General features: G+C 58.7%; 15 protein-coding genes. 9 read left to right on the plus strand and 6 right to left on the minus strand.

The genetic code is table 11. The features are described from left to right. Positions 1-316: 316 nt before the first annotated feature. Positions 317-2,407 carry a methyl-accepting chemotaxis protein McpU gene (gene mcpU, locus DOU54_RS11615; RefSeq protein WP_113381203.1) on the plus strand — a complete coding sequence of 697 codons (2,091 nt, stop codon included), beginning with the start codon at positions 317-319 and terminating at the stop codon, positions 2,405-2,407. 293 nt (positions 2,408-2,700) lie between these two features. Continuing rightward, positions 2,701-3,180 carry a DUF2938 domain-containing protein gene (locus DOU54_RS11620; RefSeq protein ID WP_037089825.1) on the plus strand — a complete coding sequence of 160 codons (480 nt, stop codon included), beginning with the start codon at positions 2,701-2,703 and terminating at the stop codon, positions 3,178-3,180. A gap of 31 nt (positions 3,181-3,211) precedes the next feature. Here the strand turns inward: DOU54_RS11620 and ypfJ are convergent, their stop codons facing one another. Both ypfJ and DOU54_RS11630 read right to left on the minus strand, forming a co-directional pair. Beyond that, on the minus strand, positions 3,212-4,129 hold the full coding sequence (ypfJ, locus tag DOU54_RS11625) for a KPN_02809 family neutral zinc metallopeptidase (RefSeq protein ID WP_004442894.1): 918 nt from the start codon (positions 4,127-4,129) through the stop codon (positions 3,212-3,214). A 98-nt stretch (positions 4,130-4,227) separates the two neighbouring features. After that, positions 4,228-4,716, minus strand: a complete 489-nt coding sequence (locus DOU54_RS11630; protein ID WP_113381204.1) for a DUF2306 domain-containing protein — start codon at positions 4,714-4,716, stop codon at positions 4,228-4,230. 47 nt (positions 4,717-4,763) lie between these two features. Between DOU54_RS11630 and DOU54_RS11635 the strand changes: the two genes are divergently transcribed. The 3 genes from DOU54_RS11635 to DOU54_RS11645 all read left to right on the plus strand — a co-directional run bounded on the left by DOU54_RS11635 (position 4,764) and on the right by DOU54_RS11645 (position 9,695). After that, complete coding sequence (locus DOU54_RS11635) at positions 4,764-5,627, plus strand: LytTR family DNA-binding domain-containing protein (protein WP_037089822.1); 864 nt, start codon at positions 4,764-4,766, stop codon at positions 5,625-5,627. Between the two features lie 158 nt (positions 5,628-5,785). Further along, complete coding sequence (gene carB / locus DOU54_RS11640; protein ID WP_113381205.1) at positions 5,786-9,274, plus strand: carbamoyl-phosphate synthase large subunit; 3,489 nt, start codon at positions 5,786-5,788, stop codon at positions 9,272-9,274. 217 nt (positions 9,275-9,491) lie between these two features. Then, positions 9,492-9,695, plus strand: a complete 204-nt coding sequence (locus DOU54_RS11645; protein WP_107339151.1) for a type II toxin-antitoxin system antitoxin — start codon at positions 9,492-9,494, stop codon at positions 9,693-9,695. Between the two features lie 18 nt (positions 9,696-9,713). Here DOU54_RS11645 and DOU54_RS11650 read toward each other — a convergent pair whose 3' ends face one another. The 3 genes from DOU54_RS11650 to DOU54_RS11660 all read right to left on the minus strand — a co-directional run bounded on the left by DOU54_RS11650 (position 9,714) and on the right by DOU54_RS11660 (position 13,664). Continuing rightward, complete coding sequence (locus tag DOU54_RS11650; protein ID WP_113381206.1) at positions 9,714-10,853, minus strand: GGDEF domain-containing protein; 1,140 nt, start codon at positions 10,851-10,853, stop codon at positions 9,714-9,716. 136 nt (positions 10,854-10,989) lie between these two features. Continuing rightward, complete coding sequence (locus DOU54_RS11655) at positions 10,990-12,432, minus strand: UdgX family uracil-DNA binding protein (protein WP_113381207.1); 1,443 nt, start codon at positions 12,430-12,432, stop codon at positions 10,990-10,992. Then, entirely contained in the window at positions 12,432-13,664 is a 1,233-nt protein-coding gene (locus tag DOU54_RS11660; RefSeq protein WP_113381208.1) for a putative DNA modification/repair radical SAM protein, read from the minus strand. The genes DOU54_RS11655 and DOU54_RS11660 overlap by 1 nt, the downstream gene beginning before the upstream one ends. Before the next feature lie 221 nt (positions 13,665-13,885). Here DOU54_RS11660 and greA point away from each other — a divergent pair, with 221 nt between their 5' ends. Both greA and DOU54_RS11670 read left to right on the plus strand, forming a co-directional pair. After that, a complete protein-coding gene (greA, locus tag DOU54_RS11665; protein ID WP_113381209.1) occupies positions 13,886-14,362 on the plus strand; it encodes a transcription elongation factor GreA in 477 nt (158 codons plus the stop codon). An 85-nt stretch (positions 14,363-14,447) separates the two neighbouring features. Continuing rightward, positions 14,448-15,503: a glycosyltransferase family 4 protein gene (locus DOU54_RS11670; RefSeq protein ID WP_113381210.1), complete on the plus strand. Its 1,056-nt coding sequence runs from the start codon at positions 14,448-14,450 to the stop codon at positions 15,501-15,503. A gap of 19 nt (positions 15,504-15,522) precedes the next feature. Here the strand turns inward: DOU54_RS11670 and DOU54_RS11675 are convergent, their stop codons facing one another. Beyond that, complete coding sequence (locus DOU54_RS11675; RefSeq protein ID WP_004442906.1) at positions 15,523-15,990, minus strand: Lrp/AsnC family transcriptional regulator; 468 nt, start codon at positions 15,988-15,990, stop codon at positions 15,523-15,525. A 250-nt stretch (positions 15,991-16,240) separates the two neighbouring features. Between DOU54_RS11675 and trxB the strand changes: the two genes are divergently transcribed. Together trxB and DOU54_RS11685 are read left to right on the plus strand one after the other, a co-directional pair. Then, positions 16,241-17,215: a thioredoxin-disulfide reductase gene (trxB, locus tag DOU54_RS11680; RefSeq protein ID WP_034498773.1), complete on the plus strand. Its 975-nt coding sequence runs from the start codon at positions 16,241-16,243 to the stop codon at positions 17,213-17,215. A gap of 24 nt (positions 17,216-17,239) precedes the next feature. After that, complete coding sequence (locus tag DOU54_RS11685) at positions 17,240-18,136, plus strand: LysR family transcriptional regulator VtlR (RefSeq protein ID WP_034498849.1); 897 nt, start codon at positions 17,240-17,242, stop codon at positions 18,134-18,136. The last annotated feature ends 565 nt before the right edge of the window (positions 18,137-18,701 follow it).

Raw genomic sequence — 18,701 nt, forward strand, 5'->3', positions numbered from 1 at the left:
ACATTGGCCGTTGCCCGCGATTTGCGCAACGGCAGCACGAGGATGAATAAAATAATCGCTGTCTGCATGCAACCGGCAGCAGTGCATGGTTAAAAATTACGCAGTTCTGAAAAGGCTCGACAAATTCGCAATACGAGCCCTCACCAAACACAAGTTTAGTCGAATTTTACCATTCGCCTTTATCCATTAGAACATCGAATAGTTCTTCTAAAATCATAAGCTGCATGACGCAGAATATTCCCGCCTTCGAGGCATGTTTCCCCAACCATTGTTCAAGATGACCTTATCGGTGCATCGGGCTTCAAGGATCTGTAGCTTGCCAAAGAAAACCAATCTTATGACGCGCATTCTGGTTGCCGCGTCATCTCTTGTCGTCGCCGCCTTTGCGGGCTTCTCGTATTATATCGACAGCCTTCAGCATCGGGTCACCACCGAAGCGGTGGCAGAAAATATCGATTCTTCCGGCAAGCAGGCCGCCCAGAGCATCGCGAATTGGCTGAATGGCCGCATCATGCTGACGGAAACCGTGGCAAAGACGCTTGCCAAGCTTCCCGAGGACGGTGCGAAGCTGCAGTTTTTGGAGAATGAGGTGCTGACCGCGCAATTCATGTCCACCTATTTTGGCAATGCGGAAACCGGCACCTTCACCACCTTCCCGAAGACACCGCTGCCGGAAGGCTACGACCCGCGCAAGCGCCCGTGGTATCTGGATGCTGTGAAGGCCGGCAAAACCGTTCTCACCGAGCCCTATAATGACGCCTCGACCGGCGGGCTCATCATCACGGCCGCCATTCCCGTCTCCGTCAACGGCAAGCTTACCGGTGTAACCGGCAGCGACTTCTCGCTCGACTCCCTGGTCAAGATGATAACGTCAGTGGATGCCGGCAAGGACGGTTACGCCTTCCTCGTCAGCAAGGATGGCAAGATTCTCATCCATCCCGATGCAAAATTCGTCGACAAACCGCTGACCGATCTCTTCAAAGTCGATACGCCGGTGATTTCTTCTGCAATTTCCCAGACGGAAATCGACGGCAAGGGCAAAATCACCAGTTTCATTCCCGTTGCCGGCCTGCCTTCGGTCGACTGGTATCTTGGCTTTGTTGTTGATTCCGATGTTGCCTATGGCGCCATCGGGCAGTTCCGCATGGCCGCTACCATCGCCACCGTTCTCGCCGCCACGATCATGATCGGCCTGCTGGCGACAGTGCTCTCCCGCTTCATCGTTCGCCCGGTAACGCAGATGACCTCCGCCATGGAAGGCCTGGCTGCCGGCAATCTCGAGGTCGCCATTCCTGGCCAGGAACGCACCGATCAGATCGGCTCCATGGCTGCGGCCGTTGCCGTGTTCCGCTCGAACGCCATGGAACGCCTGCGGCTCGAAGGGGACGCCGAACAGAACCGCACACTTTCCGAACAGGAGCGTAACGAGCGGGAACGACTGGCAGCAAAAGACGCGGCCGATATCCAGTTTGCAGTCGATTCACTGGCAAAGGGTCTTGCTCATCTCTCCAACGGCGATCTCAATTATCGTATCGATACGCCGTTTGTGTCCCGCATCGATCGCCTGCGCGACGACTTCAACAATTCCGTTGCGAAGCTGAATGCTGCGCTCAGCACCGTCGGACAGAACGCGCTTGCGATCGATGCCGGTGCAGGCGAAATTCGCCAGTCAGCCGACGATCTGGCGCGACGCACCGAACAGCAGGCAGCCTCCGTCGAAGAAACGGCGGCGGCGCTTGAGGAAATCACCACGACTGTCAAGGATTCCGCCCGCCGTGCGGAAGAAGTCGGCCGTCTGGTCGACCGCGCCCGCGGCAATGCCGAACAGTCTGGCGTCATCGTGGAGGATGCCGTGCGCGCCATGGAAGGCATCGAAAAATCATCGTCCGAGATCAGCAACATCATCGGCGTGATCGACGAAATCGCCTTCCAGACCAACCTGCTCGCGCTGAATGCCGGTGTTGAAGCCGCCCGCGCCGGCGAGGCCGGCAAGGGCTTTGCTGTGGTCGCCCAGGAAGTGCGCGAACTTGCCCAGCGTTCCGCCAATGCGGCAAAGGAGATCAAGACGCTGATCAACGCCTCCACCTCACAGGTGCAGTCCGGCGTCGAACTCGTTGGCAATGCCGGCAAGGCGCTGGAAACCATCGTCCGCGAAGTGCAGGAGATCAATCGCCACATCGACGCGATCGTCACCGCATCGCGCGAACAGTCGACCGGCCTCCAGGAAATCAACACCGCCATCAACACCATCGATCAGGGCACGCAGCAGAATGCCGCCATGGTCGAGGAACAGACGGCAGCAAGTCATGGCCTCGCCTCGGAAGCGGCGGCGCTCAACGAGTTGCTCGCGCAGTTCCAGCTCGCAACGGCCAGCCGGCGGCAGGCGGAATATGGGCGGGCCGCGTGAAGGGGAAAAGACCGTGGCCGGAGCGCTATCGTCACCAGATCGCTGCCAGCCGCTACCTACTCTCGACGTCATCCTCGGGCTTGTCCCGAGGATCCAACCACGTCGCGTTAAATCGATCGGTTGCAGATGCTCGAGACAAGCCCGAGCACGACGGAGGCGAGGTCTTGGCCTTTCTCACCACTCTGATGGCCGGAGCGATCCGGCCATTTTTTTGTCCACCCACCTAATAGTCGGTTCCCGCCATTTACACGATCCGCTAGAGCTTGATCGATCATGATCATGCGGAGGGATTCATGCTGGAACTGATTTGGCGCGGCATTGCCATGGGCATTGGCGGCACCGTGTTTATGGACATATGGGCAATCATACTGCACCGGTTTTTCGGCCAGTCCGCCCCGAACTGGGCGCCGGTCGGCCGCTGGTTCTGGCATGTGCCGAAAGGCAGGATATTTCACGACAGCATCGCCACGGCTGAACCCTACGAGCATGAACTGGCGCTCGGCTGGATTTCGCATTACGCCGTCGGGATTCTCTATGGTGTCATTCTTGCCCTGGTGGTCCCGCCCGCCTGGTTTGCAAACCCGTCCTTCATAGCGCCGTGGGTCGTCGGCATCATAACGGTGGGCGCAGGCTGGTTCCTGCTGCAGCCGGGTCTCGGCATTGGCTGGGCCGCATCGAAGACACCGAACCCCACGAAGGTTCGCGTCCTCAACCTCGTGGCCCATACCATCTTCGCTCTCGGCATGTATGTCGTGGCACTCTTGATGCGCTAAACGAAAAGGGGGCTGAAAAGCGCCCCTCTCCTCAGATATTCGCCGAGAAAGTATCGCAGTCCTCGACCCGGCCGCTCTGGAAGCCGCGCTTAAACCATTCCATGCGCTGCGCCGAGGTGCCGTGGTTGAAGCTATCGGGCACCACATAGCCTTGAGTCTGCTTCTGCAGCGTATCGTCGCCGATCTGATGGGCGGCGTTCAGGGCTTCCTCAAGGTCGCCGGTCTCAAGAATGCCCTTCTGTTCGGTGAACTTGCCCCAGATGCCCGCATAACAATCCGCCTGAAGCTCCACACGCACCGACATCTTGTTGGCGTCCGTCTGGCTCATCGACTGACGGCGGCGGTTGAACTCAGGCAGAACGCCGGTCAGGTTCTGGATGTGGTGGCCGACCTCATGCGCAATCACGTAAGCCTGCGCGAAATCGCCAGCCGCGCCGAAACGCTGGTCGAGTTCCTTGAAGAAGCTGGTGTCGAGATAGACCTTACGGTCGCCCGGGCAATAGAACGGACCGCTGGCAGCGGAAGCATAACCGCAGGCGGAAGACACCTGCCCGGAGAACAGAACCAGCGTCGGCTTCTGATAGGTTTCGCCTGCCGACTGGAAAATGCCGCTCCACGTATCCTCGGTCTCGGCAAGAACGGTGCGGACGAAGGCGGTCGTCTCGTCGGACGATTGCCCCTGTGGTCGCGTGCCGGACTGCTGGGTCCCTGATTGCGTCGTACCGCCGCCATCCATCGACAGATCGCCGCCGGTCAGCAGCGTCAGCGGGTTGATGCCGAGCACCCAGCTGATCAACAGAATGACCAGAAGCCCGCCAATCCCGATACCGCCGCCGCGACGCCCGATTGGCACGCGCATCCCGCCTCGGGAAAAAGGATCACTCGGCCCCGCCGACATGCCGCGCCGATCCTCAATATTGTCCGACTGGCGGCGCCCTCTCCATTCCATGCTATTCTCCCGGCGACTATCGCCTCAACAAGCTGCCTTATAACGGCACTATAATACATCTTGTTCCGGAAGAAAGCAGAGGCGGTCAGCGGAGTCTTTCATGCGGCTCTGCGTCTTTGTTTCAGCACGGTCAGAAACAGGAAGGCAAAGACCAGAGCGCCGGCGGAAACGGCCACAAATCCCGCTCCGCCGCCACCAAAAGCAACCTCATTCATAAGGCGTCCGGGAACGAAGGTGAAACCTCCGGCAATCACGATGCCGCCCAGATAAACGCTCTGCATAATCCGCATATGGCGTCTGATATCGCCACGCCGGGCGAAGTAGATCGATTGCAGACAGCCATATATCGTGAAAGCGGAGAGGAGATGGATCGGGCTGAAACCGCAAAACATCCTCAATTCATGGATGAAGAAGGTCGAAACGGAAGTCGAAACCATCAGCATCACCCAGATCTTGCCGAGCAGCCGGTGGATGGCGGTTCCCTTGGGACGCAGGAAGATGAAGGCCCCGAGAATGGCTGCGGGCATGACGGTGGCGACATGGAATTGCACGGCAAGCGGTGCGTCTAACAGAGGCTGGAATGACATGGTTGCTGTTTCGGCTCGGTTGAAATCACCGGCAATTTCGGCGAAACATGCGGACAGGAAAAACGGATTGGCGCCATCAGCAGGAAAACTTCGTGGATCACCCGTATCTGCAATCCACGCTTCGTGAAATGCACGCCGTTCTGCAATCGCGCAGGCTGTGGCTGACATTCCTTGCGGTGCTGGCGATCTTCATCGTGACCGGGCCTTTCGGAACGAGCGAAACCATGAGCTTCGCCGACCGGTTGCTTTACTGGACAATCATTCAGGCCGGCGCCTGGATATTTGCCATATCCTTTTCCATCATCGCCAACAGCATCCTTGCCGGCCGCATCGAAAATATGCTGGCGCGCATGATGATCGGCTCGCTGACGGCCGCCTTGCCGATCGGGCTCTTGCTTACCATCACAAACGGGGTCTTTTCAGGCAGGGAAATGGGTTTCGGCCCCTTTTTGCAGAGCAGCCTGTCCTCCCTGCCTCTCTGCGCCATCTTCTGCCTGCTGAGTTATCTCACCGCCTGCCAGTCGTTCGAGACGACGGCCAATGCCTCTACGGTCAGAGACGAAGACATCAAACACGCTAAGGGCCTCGCACCGCTGCTGGAGCGGCTTCCACCGCAAAAGCGTGGCGAACTGCTGCGGCTCTCAGTACAGGACCATTATACCGAAATCGTCACCACGCGCGGGCGTCAACTCGTCCTGTTGCGTTTTGCCGATGCGCTGAAGGAGATTGGCGAGACGCAGGGCTTGCAGGTGCACCGCTCCCACTGGATTGCCGATACGAATGTCGTCGCGCTGCGTAAACAGACAGGCCGTCTGCTTCTCATGACAAGGGACGGCACAGAAATTCCCGTCAGCCGCTCCTATACCGCGGCGGTACAGGCCCGTTTTGCCGCGCTTGCCCCTGCCCGTTAAGAGTTTCTGTCGATTCCGGAATTTATGGGGTTCCGTTCTCAAAAACATTTGCCTATAAGCCGCTTCTAGCCTGAAAACATTTGAATTGCGCTCCCCGGCCGGTGATCTTCCACCCTGGCCGGTGTTTTGCGCAACCGAAAAGCGGAACGAGAGAGCCCATGCCGAAGCGCCAAGATATCAAGTCCATCCTCATCATCGGCGCGGGACCGATCGTTATCGGTCAGGCATGTGAATTCGATTACTCCGGCACGCAGGCCTGTAAGGCGCTGAAGGAAGAAGGTTACCGGGTCATCCTGGTCAACTCCAACCCGGCGACGATCATGACCGATCCGGGTCTCGCGGACGCCACCTACGTCGAGCCGATCACCCCTGAGGTCGTCGCCAAGATCATCGCCAAGGAGCGCCCGGACGCGCTGCTGCCGACCATGGGCGGCCAGACCGCGCTCAACACCGCGCTTTCTCTCAAGCGCATGGGCGTTCTCGACCGCTACAATGTCGAAATGATCGGCGCGAAGCCCGAAGCCATCGACATGGCCGAAGACCGGGCCCTCTTCCGCGAAGCCATGGCCCGCATCGGCCTTGAAACCCCGCGCTCGATGCTCGCCAACGCCACGGAAATCAAGGATGCCGACCGCAAGAAGCATGAAGCTGCGCGGGCGGAACTCAAGGGCAAGCTCTCCGGCCCCGAACTCGACAAGGCGCTGGACGACCTCGAAAACCAGTGGAACCTCGGCGAAACCGACCGCAAGCAGCGTTACATGGCCCACGCCATGGCCATTGCCGCCCAGGCCATCGATCATGTCGGCCTGCCCGCCATCATCCGCCCGTCGTTTACGCTGGGCGGCACGGGCGGCGGCATTGCCTATAACCGCTCGGAATTCTTCGACATCGTCTCCGGCGGCCTCGACGCCTCGCCGACGACGGAAGTTCTGGTCGAAGAATCGGTTCTGGGCTGGAAGGAGTATGAGATGGAAGTCGTCCGCGACACCGCGGACAACTGCATCATCATCTGCTCCATCGAAAACATCGATCCGATGGGCGTCCACACCGGTGACTCCATCACTGTTGCGCCAGCGTTGACGCTGACCGACAAGGAATACCAGATCATGCGCAACGCCTCGATTGCGGTGCTGCGTGAGATCGGCGTCGAGACCGGCGGCTCCAACGTGCAGTTCGCCGTCAACCCGAAGGACGGCCGCCTCGTCGTCATCGAAATGAACCCGCGCGTGTCGCGCTCCTCTGCGCTGGCTTCCAAGGCAACCGGCTTCCCGATCGCCAAGATCGCCGCCAAACTGGCCATCGGCTACACGCTGGACGAACTCGAAAACGACATCACCGGCGGCGCCACCCCGGCATCGTTCGAACCGTCCATCGACTACGTCGTCACCAAGATCCCGCGTTTCGCCTTCGAGAAGTTCCCGGGCGCGTCGCCGATCCTCACCACCGCGATGAAGTCGGTCGGTGAAGTCATGGCCATCGGCCGTACCTTTGCGGAATCCCTGCAGAAGGCGCTGCGCGGTCTCGAAACCGGCCTTACCGGTCTCGATGAAATCGAAATTCCCGGTTACGAAGAGGGCGAAGGCTCCAAGAACGCGATCCGTGCTGCCATCGGCACGCCGACGCCGGATCGCCTGCGCATGGTCGCCCAGGCGCTGCGCATGGGCATGAGCGAAGAGGAAGTCCACGAGAACTCGAAGATCGACCCCTGGTTCATCGCCCAGTTCAAGGCCATCGTCGATACGGAAGCCCGCATCCGCGAGCACGGCCTGCCACAGGACGCCGAAAACCTGCGGATGCTGAAGGCCATGGGCTTTTCCGATGCCCGCCTCGCCAGCCTGACCTCCAAGCGCCCGAAGGAAGTGGCAGAGCTGCGTAACAGCCTGAACGTCCGCCCGGTCTTCAAGCGCATCGACACCTGCGCCGCTGAATTCGCCTCGCCGACCGCCTACATGTATTCGACCTATGAAATTCCCTTCGTCGGCGCCGCCCGCTCTGAAGCGCAGGTCTCCGACCGCAAGAAGGTCGTCATCCTCGGCGGCGGCCCGAACCGTATCGGCCAGGGCATCGAGTTCGATTATTGCTGCTGCCACGCAGCCTTCGCGCTGAAGGATGCCGGCTTTGAAGCGATCATGATCAACTGCAACCCGGAAACGGTGTCCACCGACTACGACACTTCCGACCGCCTCTATTTCGAGCCGCTGACGGCCGAAGACGTGATCGAAATCATGCGCGCCGAACAGGAAAAGGGCGAACTCGTCGGCGTCATCGTGCAGTTCGGTGGCCAGACGCCGCTGAAGCTTGCAGAAGCGCTGGAAAAGAACGGTATCCCGATCCTCGGCACCGCGCCTGACATGATCGACCTTGCAGAAGACCGCGACCGCTTCCAGAAGCTCTTGATGAAGCTCGATCTCGCCCAGCCGAACAATGGCATCGCCTATTCGGTCGAGCAGGCCCGCCTCGTCGCTTCTGAAATCGGCTTCCCGCTGGTGGTTCGCCCGTCCTACGTTCTGGGTGGCCGCGCCATGCAGATCATCCATTCGGAAGGCCAGCTCCAGACCTACCTGCTCGACACGGTTCCGGGTCTCGTACCCGAGGACATCAAGCAGCGTTACCCGAACGACAAGACCGGCCAGATCAACACCCTGCTCGGCAAGAACCCGCTGCTGTTCGACAGCTACCTGACCAACGCCGTCGAAGTGGACGTCGACGCGCTGTGCGATGGCGAAAACGTCTTCGTATCCGGCATCATGGAGCACATCGAAGAGGCTGGCATCCACTCGGGCGACTCGGCCTGCTCGCTGCCTTCGCGTTCGCTCAGCAAGGAAACGCTCGACGAACTGGAGCGCCAGACGACGGCGCTTGCCAAGGCGCTCAAGGTCGGCGGCCTGATGAACGTCCAGTACGCCATCAAGGACGGCACGATCTACGTTCTCGAAGTCAACCCGCGCGCTTCGCGTACCGTGCCTTTCGTCGCGAAAACAATCGGCGCGCCGATCGCCAAAATCGCCGCCCGCGTCATGGCGGGCGAGAAGCTCGATCCGGCGATTGCCGCTTACGGCGAGAAGCCTGATCCGCGTAACCTCACGCACATTGCCGTCAAGGAAGCCGTCTTCCCCTTCGCGCGCTTCCCCGGCGTCGACATCCTGCTTGGACCGGAAATGCGCTCGACCGGTGAAGTCATCGGCCTCGACACGGATTTCGCGCTCGCCTTCGCCAAGAGCCAGCTCGGCGCCGGTGTCGACCTGCCGCGCTCCGGCGCGGTCTTCGTCTCGGTCCGTGATGAGGACAAGGAAGGCGTTCTGCCCGCCATCCGCATTCTCGTGGAAAGCGGCTTCAGAGTGCTGGCGACCGGCGGCACCCAGCGTTTCCTTGCCGAAAAAGGCATCAACGCCGAAAAGATCAACAAGGTACAGGAAGGACGTCCGCATATCGAAGACGCCATCCGCAACCGTCAGGTCCAGCTCGTCATCAACACCACCGACAGCAACAAGGCGATTTCCGACTCGAAGTCGCTGCGCCGCGCAACGTTGATGCAGAAGGTGCCCTATTACACGACGATGGCAGGTGCCGAAGCAGCCGCCCTCGCCATCAAGGCGCTGAAGGCCGGCAATCTGGAAGTGAAGCCGCTGCAGAGCTACTTCAACTAAGAGATCAGCAAGAAAGCCTGACGAACTGAATGAACGCCGGAACGCCGCGAACCACCAGGTTGGCGGCGTTTCTCATTGCGTAATACACCTGCAATCCAACGCCGGTATCAAAAAAACATCATTTCCACCCGCAGGCCGATGACGATTTTTCCCTGTCCCGAGAATTCTCCGCCATCGCCGATCACCCAGTTCCTGAAGCCGCATCTGGAGTAAAAGCATGACTGGACGACCGCCCGGCCCGATGCGTGTAGCTTTCCCACTGCGCATCGAACCGGTGATTTTGAACGCTGTCCGCCAGACTGCGAGCGACGAGCTGCGCAGCATTAACGCGCAGATCGAAATTCTTCTGAAAGAAGCCCTTAGGCAGCGCGAGCGAGAGGTAGGCCATGACCTGGGCCAAAAATCGAACGAGAGCGAATAGCATCTGAAACGGCAGGCTTTAAGCCGCCAGTGCTTCCCGTACGCAGTTGCGGCCTTCGCTCTTGGCGCGGTACAGCGCGCGGTCGGCCATGTCGGCCAGCGTCTGGAGATCACAGTGTATCTCGCCGCTTGTCGCAATGCCGATGCTGATTGTCACACCGACACGCAGCCCGCCGCAGTCCACCTCTTTCAAAGCAACCGCGTTGCGAATGCGCTCGCCTATCATTGACGCCTTTTGGCTTCCTGCGCCGGGCAGGAAGATGATGAATTCCTCGCCGCCATAACGGGCCAGCACGTCGCCACTGCGAATACTGCCGCCGATCCGCTTTGCCACTTCCTGCAGGACGCTGTCACCGACGGAATGGCCGAAGCGGTCGTTGATCGATTTGAAGTGATCGATATCGAGCAGCATTGTCGCATCGGTGGGATCAGGCCTTGTGGGCATCGTCTGGAAGAAGAAGCGCCTGTTCTTCACGCCTGTCAGCGGATCCGTATTGGCAAGGATCAACAGTTTCCGCTCCGAGCGTTCAGCCACCAGCACCATCACGAACAGGGCAATCGCAAAGTTGAGCATAATGATGAGGAAGAACGCATTGACGATGTTGATGGAGGCGAGAGAGGGTGAAAGCACCCCCTTTACCACCAGAAGTGAAATCAGCCCCGAGACGGTGGTGATCGCGCCCAGCGCGATGCGGGAAAGAAGCGGCTCTTTGCGCCAGCCGCTAAACAGCACCGCGGCCGCGCCGAGATAGGCAAGCGCCGCACAGCCATTGAACAGCGCAGCGCGCAACGCATTGTTCTCCGCCACCTCATACGCGATGACAATCCCGAGAACCACGACAAGACAAGTCCCAAGCAGAGTTTTCTGCGATACAAAACGGCCGTCGCTCAACGTTTTCAGACCAAGCCAGATAAGCGCATAACCTGCAATACCGAATACGATACTGCCCAACCGCCACAAGGCCGGCGACAATATCTTCCACTCGCCATATCCGGCAAGCGTTGAGCCGACGGCCATTGCCGCAAAGCCCGTGGCAAGAGTGACAGGACCGCGCAGGCCGCGATTGGTCAGCATCAAATAGATAAAACCCAGCAGCCCCACGATGTAGGAGCATTTTTGCATTAGTATGACTGTTGCAAGGTCAAGTTCACCAAGCATAATACGCCCGTCTATAACTATTTTGATGAGACATATAAAATGACTCGAATAAATTTCAATTAAAACGAAAAACTAACGATGCGTAAAGCATAACAACGCCAAGTTGATAATCGATAAAATATATACTTAGAAAAGACTATTCAAAATTTCTTACATAAAGCATGTCCTGTTTGAATTTCTTGATTTCCATCTCTTTAGCCTGCTCATCAGGGAGGCGAAGCAGGTAGGATGGGTGCACGGTGACAAAAAGCGTCCGCCCTTCTTGCATTGGCAAGGGACGGCCGCGAATCTCCGAGACCTTTTCTTTGCCGCCGGTCAGCGCATATAGCGCCGTTGCACCCATCGCAACGATCAGCTTCGGCTGAACAAGCGCGATTTCCTGGTTGAGCCACCAGCGGCATTGCTCCACCTCGCCCGCATTGGGGCGCTGATGTATACGCCGTTTGCCGCGCGTTTCGTATTTGAAGTGTTTCACGGCATTGGTAACGTAAAGCCCGCCGCGGTCCACACCGATCTCTCTGAGCGTCCTGTCGAACAGCTGGCCAGCGGGGCCGACAAAAGGTTTTCCGGCCAGATCCTCGTGATCGCCCGGCTGCTCGCCGACGACCATGATCTTCGCGTTTTCCGGCCCGTCACCCAAAACGGTCTGCGTCGCCTTGCAATGCAGGGCACACCGTGTGCAGTGGAGCGCTTCATGCGCCAGCGAAGCAAGCGTGCCATCCGGCAAAGTTGACTGCTCTTCCCGTGCGGAAGCCGCTGCCTGGAGGCGATGGTGAAACGGCTTCGGTTGGCTCGCCTCCTTCGCCGCCATCTCCAGCACCCGCGCCTCCGCGCCCAGAATCAGGTCAGGGATGAGCTCGGCTTCCGGCAGATTCTTCCAGTATTTCTTCGGCATCTCCGCTGTCATGGCCTTGATCTTCAAGCGGGCCGGGTTGAAAATATTGGCGTAATAGGTCCGCCAGAGATCGTCCGTTTCATCCTTGAGATCAGGCTTGGCGGCAGCCTCCCGTGATGTCTGCAGCAGGTTTCCGTCCCATCGGGCGCTGCCCTTCGGCGAGACAATCAACCAGTCCATGTCGGTGAAGCGACGTTGAAAAAACGGAGCCGTACGTTCGATGATGAAATGGTCCGGTTCGAACCACGCCACGAACCGCCGTCGCCCGCCCTGCCCTTGCGGCAATGGCAGCTCCTTGAAACGCACGAAGGCCGTCATCTTGTGATAATCGCGACGGACAGACTTTTCGAGCAGCCGCACATCGGAAACATCCCGATCGGACTTGAACTGCAGCAGGGCCCGATCCCGTTTCAGCCGCCACAATAGCCTGTAGAGCAGCGCGAAACGGCCGGGATCGCTGTGGCAGATGACGGCCTGCGCCAGTGCGACAAATGCGGCAGATACGGAAACCGGGGCGGCGCCCTCCGTTGGCAATGGCGCACCGGAAAAGTCGAGAAGCCCAAACCCGTCATCCTGCAGCCGCCAGTCGATCTTCTCCGGTGGTATATTGGCCGCAAGCGCCGCGCGCGCAGCATCGCGCCACTCGGTGAAATCCCCCCGCCCCTCCAGCACCGGGCCATACATCACAACAGCGACAATTGTTCAGGCTGCGGCGCAAACATCGCGCGCAAATCCGGCCGTTCGATCAGCTTGCCCGGTGTCCATCCCTCCGCGACGACAAAGGCCTTCACCTTTTTGAGAGATACGCCGAAGCGGGCGATATCTTCCAGCCGCAGGCTGCGGAACTTCCGCGACGAGAGAATCGAGGCAACCGTCTTGGTGCCGAAACCGGGTACACGCAGCAACATTTCGCGATCCGCCGCATTGACGTTTACCGGAAACTGATCGCGATGCTTCAATGCCCAGGCAAGCTTCGGGTCGATGTCAAGATCCAGCATGCCGTTTCCGCCGATAGCGGTTATCTCGCCGATATCGAAACCGTAAAAACGATAAAGCCAGTCCGCCTGATAGAGGCGGTGTTCGCGCATCAGCGGCGGCTTGATGAGTGGCAGGTTCTTCGACGAATCCGGAATTGGGCTGAACGCCGAATAATAGACGCGCCGCAGACCATAGCTTCCATAGAGCCGCGCGCTGGTGGAAAGAATGGTGCTGTCATCGGCACCGTCGGCGCCCACGATCATCTGCGTGCTCTGTCCGGCGGGCGCAAAACGCTTGGTTTTTCGCGTTCTGACGGTAGGCTCGCCCGCCTCCTCGATCTTCAGGCGAATATCGGCCATAGAGCGGCGAATATTGGCGGGCTGCTTTTCCGGCGCAAAACGGCCGATGCCGCTATCGGTGGGCAACTCGATGTTGATCGACAACCGATCCGCATAAAGCCCCGCCTCCTCGATCAATTTCGGAGACGCTTCCGGGATGGATTTGAGGTGGATGTATCCACGGAAGCCATGGGTGACGCGCAGTTCACGCGCCACACGCACCATCTCCTCCATTGTGTGATCGGAAGAACGGATGATACCCGAGGACAAGAACAGCCCTTCGATATAGTTGCGCCGGTAAAATTCGAGCGTCAGCCACACCACCTCTTCTGCGGTAAACCGCGCCCGTTCCACATTGCTGGAAGAACGGTTGATGCAATAGGCGCAATCATAGATGCAGAAATTGGTGAGCAGGATTTTCAGGAGCGATATGCAGCGCCCATCCGGCGCATAGGCATGACAGATGCCAGACCCTTCTGTCGAGCCCAATCCGCCAGAGGCTGCGGAGTTCCGTTTCGCCGTCCCGCTCGATGCACAGGAGGCGTCGTATTTCGCGGCGTCAGAGAGAATGGCCAGCCGTTGCCTGATTGACTTCTTCATAATAATGTTCACTATATGTTCTCTTGAGGATTGTCAATCAGGATATTCAAGTCATTGGAAAGACAAAGAAATATTGATGCCTCAAATTTGCTGGCATTTCGCTGTCGTCTTCTGATATAGTCCGCTCAGTTATGATTTTGGCATGGTTCCGGAGTTCCCCTCCGGAACCTGTTTCTTTTTGTGTCTGCAGGTAAAGCGACCGGAATGCGAAGGATAAAAAAATGGTAGAAAAAGTACCGATGACCCAGGGTGGATTCGTCAAGCTTCAGGACGAGCTTCGCTGGCGCCAGCAGGAGGAACGCCCCCGCATCATCGAGGCGATTGCGGAAGCGCGCGCCCATGGCGACCTTTCGGAAAACGCCGAGTACCATGCTGCCAAGGAAGCGCAGAGCCATAACGAGGGCCGCATCACGGAACTCGAAGATCTGACGGCGCGCGCTGAAGTCATCGACCTTTCCAAGATGTCGGGTTCGAAGATCAAGTTCGGCGCCACCGTGAAGCTGGTTGACGAAGACAGCGATGAGGAAAAGACCTATCAGATCGTCGGCGACCAGGAAGCCGACGTAAAGGCCGGCCGTATTTCCATCTCTTCGCCGATTGCCCGCGCCCTGATCGGCAAGGAAGTTGGCGACAGCATCGAAGTCAACGCGCCTGGCGGCGCCAAGGGTTACGAGATCCTCGCGGTTCAGTGGGGCTGATTGCCCCATGCAATGCGCCCCCCAGCGGGCGCATTGCTTTTGACCTGTTGCTCCCCTGAACCAGCCGCAAAGACGGAAGCCCATCTTGTCCCACGTCAGCCTGAAAGATGTGCAGGTGCTTGCGCCGAATTTCAAACGCAGGCTCTCCGGCGTCACCTCCACAATCGTTCAGCTGATACCGGTGCAGAACCGGCTGGGACAGAAGGTCGCCACCATCGGCCCCGGCCTGCCGCCGCATCTGCCGCATGTGCGTTTCCGCGACCTGTGGCGGCTCTGGCACGGCGGCCCGTTTGGCGGCCCGCGCATCTGGCATGCCCGCCGCAACCTCGAAATGTTGCCGGGAATTTTCATGCGTGATGTGCTGCGCATGAAGGTGAAGCTTCTCTTCACCTCGGCCGCGCAGAGGCGGCATTCCGCCTATACCCGTTTCCTGATCTCCAGGATGGATGCCGTGGTGGCCACCAACATCCGCTCGGGCTCATTTCTTGAAGTGCCCCATCGCGTTGTCATGCATGGCGTGGATACCGAACTTTTCCATCCGGCAACCGGTCCTGAGGACACGATAGCCGCGACCGGCTTGCCGGGACAATATCTGATCGGCTGCTTCGGGCGGGTCCGCCACCAGAAGGGCACCGATCTTTTCGTGCGTGCCATGATCGAACTTCTGCCCGCCTATCCGCAATGGACAGCTGTGGTTTCAGGCCGCGTGACGGCGGAACACAAGGCTTTTGCCGAAACCCTTGAAGCAGATGTCAGGGCCGCCGGCCTCGCAGATCGTATCGTGTTTCAGGGTGAAGTTGATGACATCAAGCCGTGGTACAGGCGGCTGACGCTCTATGTCGCGCCTTCGCGCAACGAGGGCTTCGGGCTGACTCCGCTTGAAGCAATGGCCTCGGAAACGGCCGTCGTCGCCAGCAATGCCGGTGCCTACGAGGAAATGATCGTCAAGGGCGAGACCGGGGCGGTTGTTGAAGCGGGGGACTATGCTTCGCTGAGGGATGCGATAAAGACCTATCTCGCCGATCCCGCCATGGCCAAAGTCCATGCGAGTACCGGACTTGCGCATGTGCGCAGCACTTTTCCGCTGGAAAAAGAAGCGGCCAGTCTTGGCGAAGTCTATGAGGCGTTGCGGCGGGGGTAATGCGTCGCAAACCGGAAAATCAGATTTCCACGAGACCGACGCGCTTGACCTGACGGATGGTCAGCATGGTGCGCACCGTATCGACATTCTCATCCGCAGTCAGAACCTCGATGACGAAGTCCTGAAATTCCGTCAGGTTTCTTGCGACGCAATGTAACAGGAAGTCGCTTTCGCCGGATACCATCCAGGCCTGGCGCACGAGAGGCCACCCGGCCGTCGCCGCGGCAAAGGCCTTCAGATTGCTGTCCGACTGGCGCTTGAGACCGATCATGCAGAAGGCGACGAGATCAAAACCGAGCTTCGGCGCGTTCAACATGGCGTGATAACCCTCGATCACCCCCGCCTCCTCGAGCTTGCGGACACGCCTCAGGCACGGAGGAGCCGAGATACCGACCCTTTCGGCCAGTTCCACATTGGTCATGCGCCCGTCGCGCTGCAATTCGCGCAGGATTTTCAGATCGATGGCATCGAGTTCGACGCTGGTCACGGAGGAGTACCTCGTTAAGCTGGAGAACTTCCTTGTACTATTCGGCGCGGGATTCGCAACAATATGCCGCCAACCGGTCACAAAATTGCGCGTGCATCCACAACTGCCTTGTTGGTAACGCAAGGCTGCCCTTGAATAAAGGCACTAGACAACCTTAAATACCCGCCAACGAAGGGGTTATGGCCCGTCCGCCCTGCCGCGGCTGGAAGGCCCTCAACTGAAGACCCTGCTATTGAGAAGGAAATTTCCCATGTCTGCCCGCCATACCAAGGTATTGATCATCGGCTCCGGTCCCGCAGGCTACACGGCGGCGATCTACGCGGCGCGCGCAATGCTGAAGCCGGTGCTGATCGCCGGCATGGAACAGGGCGGTCAGCTGATGATCACTACCGATGTCGAGAATTACCCGGGCTTTGCAGACCCTATCCAGGGCCCGTGGCTGATGGACCAGATGCTGAAGCAGGCGACGCATGTCGGCGCGGAAATCGTCAGTGACCTGGTGACCGAAGTTGAAACCAGCGTTCGCCCGTTCGTCGTGAAGACCGATTCTGGCCAGGTATGGACCGCCGACACGCTGATCATCGCCACCGGCGCCAAGGCCAAGTGGCTCGGCATCGAGAGCGAGCAACATTTCCAGGGCTTCGGCGTTTCCGCCTGCGCCACCTGCGATGGTTTCTTCTACCGCAACAAGGATGTGATCGTGGTGGGCGGCGGCAATTCCGCCGTGGAAGAGGCGCTTTATCTCGCCCATATCGCCAAGACGGTAACGGTCGTGCACAGACGCGACAGCTTCCGTTCGGAAAAAATCCTTCAGGAACGGCTCTTTGCCAAGGACAACGTCAATATCCTCTGGAACACGGAAGTTGCCGAAATTACCGGCGCGCCCGCAAAACCGCCGATGCCGCCCTCCGTTTCCGGCGTCAAGCTGCGCGACACCAAAACCGGCGCGATCAGCGAAAGGCCCATTGACGGCGTCTTCGTCGCCATCGGTCACGCGCCTGCCGTGGAGCTCTTCAAGGGCAAGGTGAAGCTGAAGGACAACGGTTATATGTGGACCGCTCCCGATTCCACCGCCACCGACGTGGAAGGCATTTTCGCGGCCGGCGACGTCACCGACGACATCTACCGTCAGGCAATCACCGCCGCCGGCATGGGCTGCATGGCCGCGCTGGAAGCGGAACGTTATCTCACCGCGCATCAACCGCTTGCTGTCGCAGCGGAATAACTGAAAGGCAGGATAGGCATGGCAATGCCATTGGACTGGGATAAACTGCGCATATTTCATGCCGCAGCCGAAGCAGGGTCTTTCACCCATGCTGCCGACAAGCTGCATTTGTCCCAGTCGGCCATCAGCCGCCAGGTCAGCGCGCTGGAGCAGGATGTCGGCGTCAAGCTGTTTCATCGCCACGCCCGCGGCCTGATTCTTACCGAACAGGGCGAACTGCTCTATCGCACTGCTCACGATGTGCTGCTGAAGCTCGAAACGGTGAAGATGCAGCTCACCGAAACGACGGAAAAGCCGAGCGGCAAGCTGCGCGTCACGACGACGGTGGGCCTCGGTCAGGGCTGGCTGACGGACAAGGTGCAGGAATTCCTGCAGCTCTATCCGGAAATGTCGATCCAGCTCATCCTCGACAATGAGGAGCTGGATGTGAACATGCGCCACGCGGATTGCGCCATTCGCCTGCGCCAGCCCCAGCAGTCGGACCTCATCCAGCGCAAGCTGTTCACGGTGCACATGCACGTCTATGCCGCGCCGTCTTACATCAATCGCCATGGCGAGCCCCAGTCGGTTGAGGATCTGGACAACCATCGCATCATCTCGTTTGGCGAACCCGCGCCGAACTACCTGCTAGATGTCAACTGGCTCGAAAATGCCGGGCGGTCTTCCGACAATACCCGCACCCCGCATCTGCAGATCAACAGCCAGACCTCGATCAAGCGTGCCTGCCTGCTGGGAATAGGTATCGCCTGCTTGCCGGATTACATTGTCGGCCGGGACCCCGGCCTCATCCAGTTATCGCTCGCGGCCGACATTCCGTCATTCGACACCTATTTCTGCTATCCGGACGAGATGAAAAATGCTGCAAAGCTGAAGGCCTTCCGCGATTTTATCGTCGCCAAGGCGCGCAACTGGAATTTCTGACGTTTAAATAGCCGAACAGCTGAAATAGACGTTATTTTTCAAGGAGCTACAGGGGAACTAATGGAAGGGCGACCAGTCGCCCTTCGCCAGCTTTGCACATAAAATATACCTGAAATATTGAGGCCTGCACCCGACGCATGCCTGACCTGCACAAAAAAGAATTGTTTCGTGCACAAAAAAGCACCATATCGCTCTCAGCTGATGCACACGGTGGCTTTTCCTCCCAGTTCCACCGCATCAGCTGTTCCCCTCTGGAGGTTTTTGACCTTCACACTTAAAGGGCCCTGGATACATCCGGCGGCCCTCTTTTTTTACCCGCAAGAATTTTCTCCAAATTGGCGAAATATCGGATGATGCAACCTTGTTTTGCATTGTCGCTCCCACCATATCTTGGATGGCTGTCACGCTCGCTCAGGCACGCGACAGCTGTTCCCCTCTGGAGGTTTTGACCTTCAAACTTATCAGGCCGCGGAAATATCCAGCGGCCTTTTTTTTGCCGATGCCACCGCGCCCGTGCAGTCCTCACAGAGACGTGACTTGTATATCGATAATGATCGATATAAAT

The organism is Agrobacterium sp. MS2, assembly GCF_003261015.1.
Taxonomy (GTDB): Bacteria; Pseudomonadota; Alphaproteobacteria; order Rhizobiales; family Rhizobiaceae; genus Agrobacterium; species Agrobacterium pusense.

Excerpts from the sequence above, each read along its gene's own strand:
- DOU54_RS11620 (WP_037089825.1), top strand. The coding sequence starts at position 2,701 with ATGCTGGAACTGATTTGGCGCGGCATTGCCATGGGCATTGGCGGCACC.
- ypfJ (WP_004442894.1), bottom strand. The coding sequence starts at position 4,129 with ATGGAATGGAGAGGGCGCCGCCAGTCGGACAATATTGAGGATCGGCGC.
- DOU54_RS11630 (WP_113381204.1), bottom strand. The coding sequence starts at position 4,716 with ATGTCATTCCAGCCTCTGTTAGACGCACCGCTTGCCGTGCAATTCCAT.
- DOU54_RS11635 (WP_037089822.1), top strand. The coding sequence starts at position 4,764 with ATGCGGACAGGAAAAACGGATTGGCGCCATCAGCAGGAAAACTTCGTG.
- carB (WP_113381205.1), top strand. The coding sequence starts at position 5,786 with ATGCCGAAGCGCCAAGATATCAAGTCCATCCTCATCATCGGCGCGGGA.
- DOU54_RS11645 (WP_107339151.1), top strand. The coding sequence starts at position 9,492 with ATGACTGGACGACCGCCCGGCCCGATGCGTGTAGCTTTCCCACTGCGC.
- DOU54_RS11650 (WP_113381206.1), bottom strand. The coding sequence starts at position 10,853 with ATGCTTGGTGAACTTGACCTTGCAACAGTCATACTAATGCAAAAATGC.
- DOU54_RS11655 (WP_113381207.1), bottom strand. The coding sequence starts at position 12,432 with ATGTATGGCCCGGTGCTGGAGGGGCGGGGGGATTTCACCGAGTGGCGC.
- DOU54_RS11660 (WP_113381208.1), bottom strand. The coding sequence starts at position 13,664 with ATGAAGAAGTCAATCAGGCAACGGCTGGCCATTCTCTCTGACGCCGCG.
- greA (WP_113381209.1), top strand. The coding sequence starts at position 13,886 with ATGGTAGAAAAAGTACCGATGACCCAGGGTGGATTCGTCAAGCTTCAG.
- trxB (WP_034498773.1), top strand. The coding sequence starts at position 16,241 with ATGTCTGCCCGCCATACCAAGGTATTGATCATCGGCTCCGGTCCCGCA.
- DOU54_RS11685 (WP_034498849.1), top strand. The coding sequence starts at position 17,240 with ATGCCATTGGACTGGGATAAACTGCGCATATTTCATGCCGCAGCCGAA.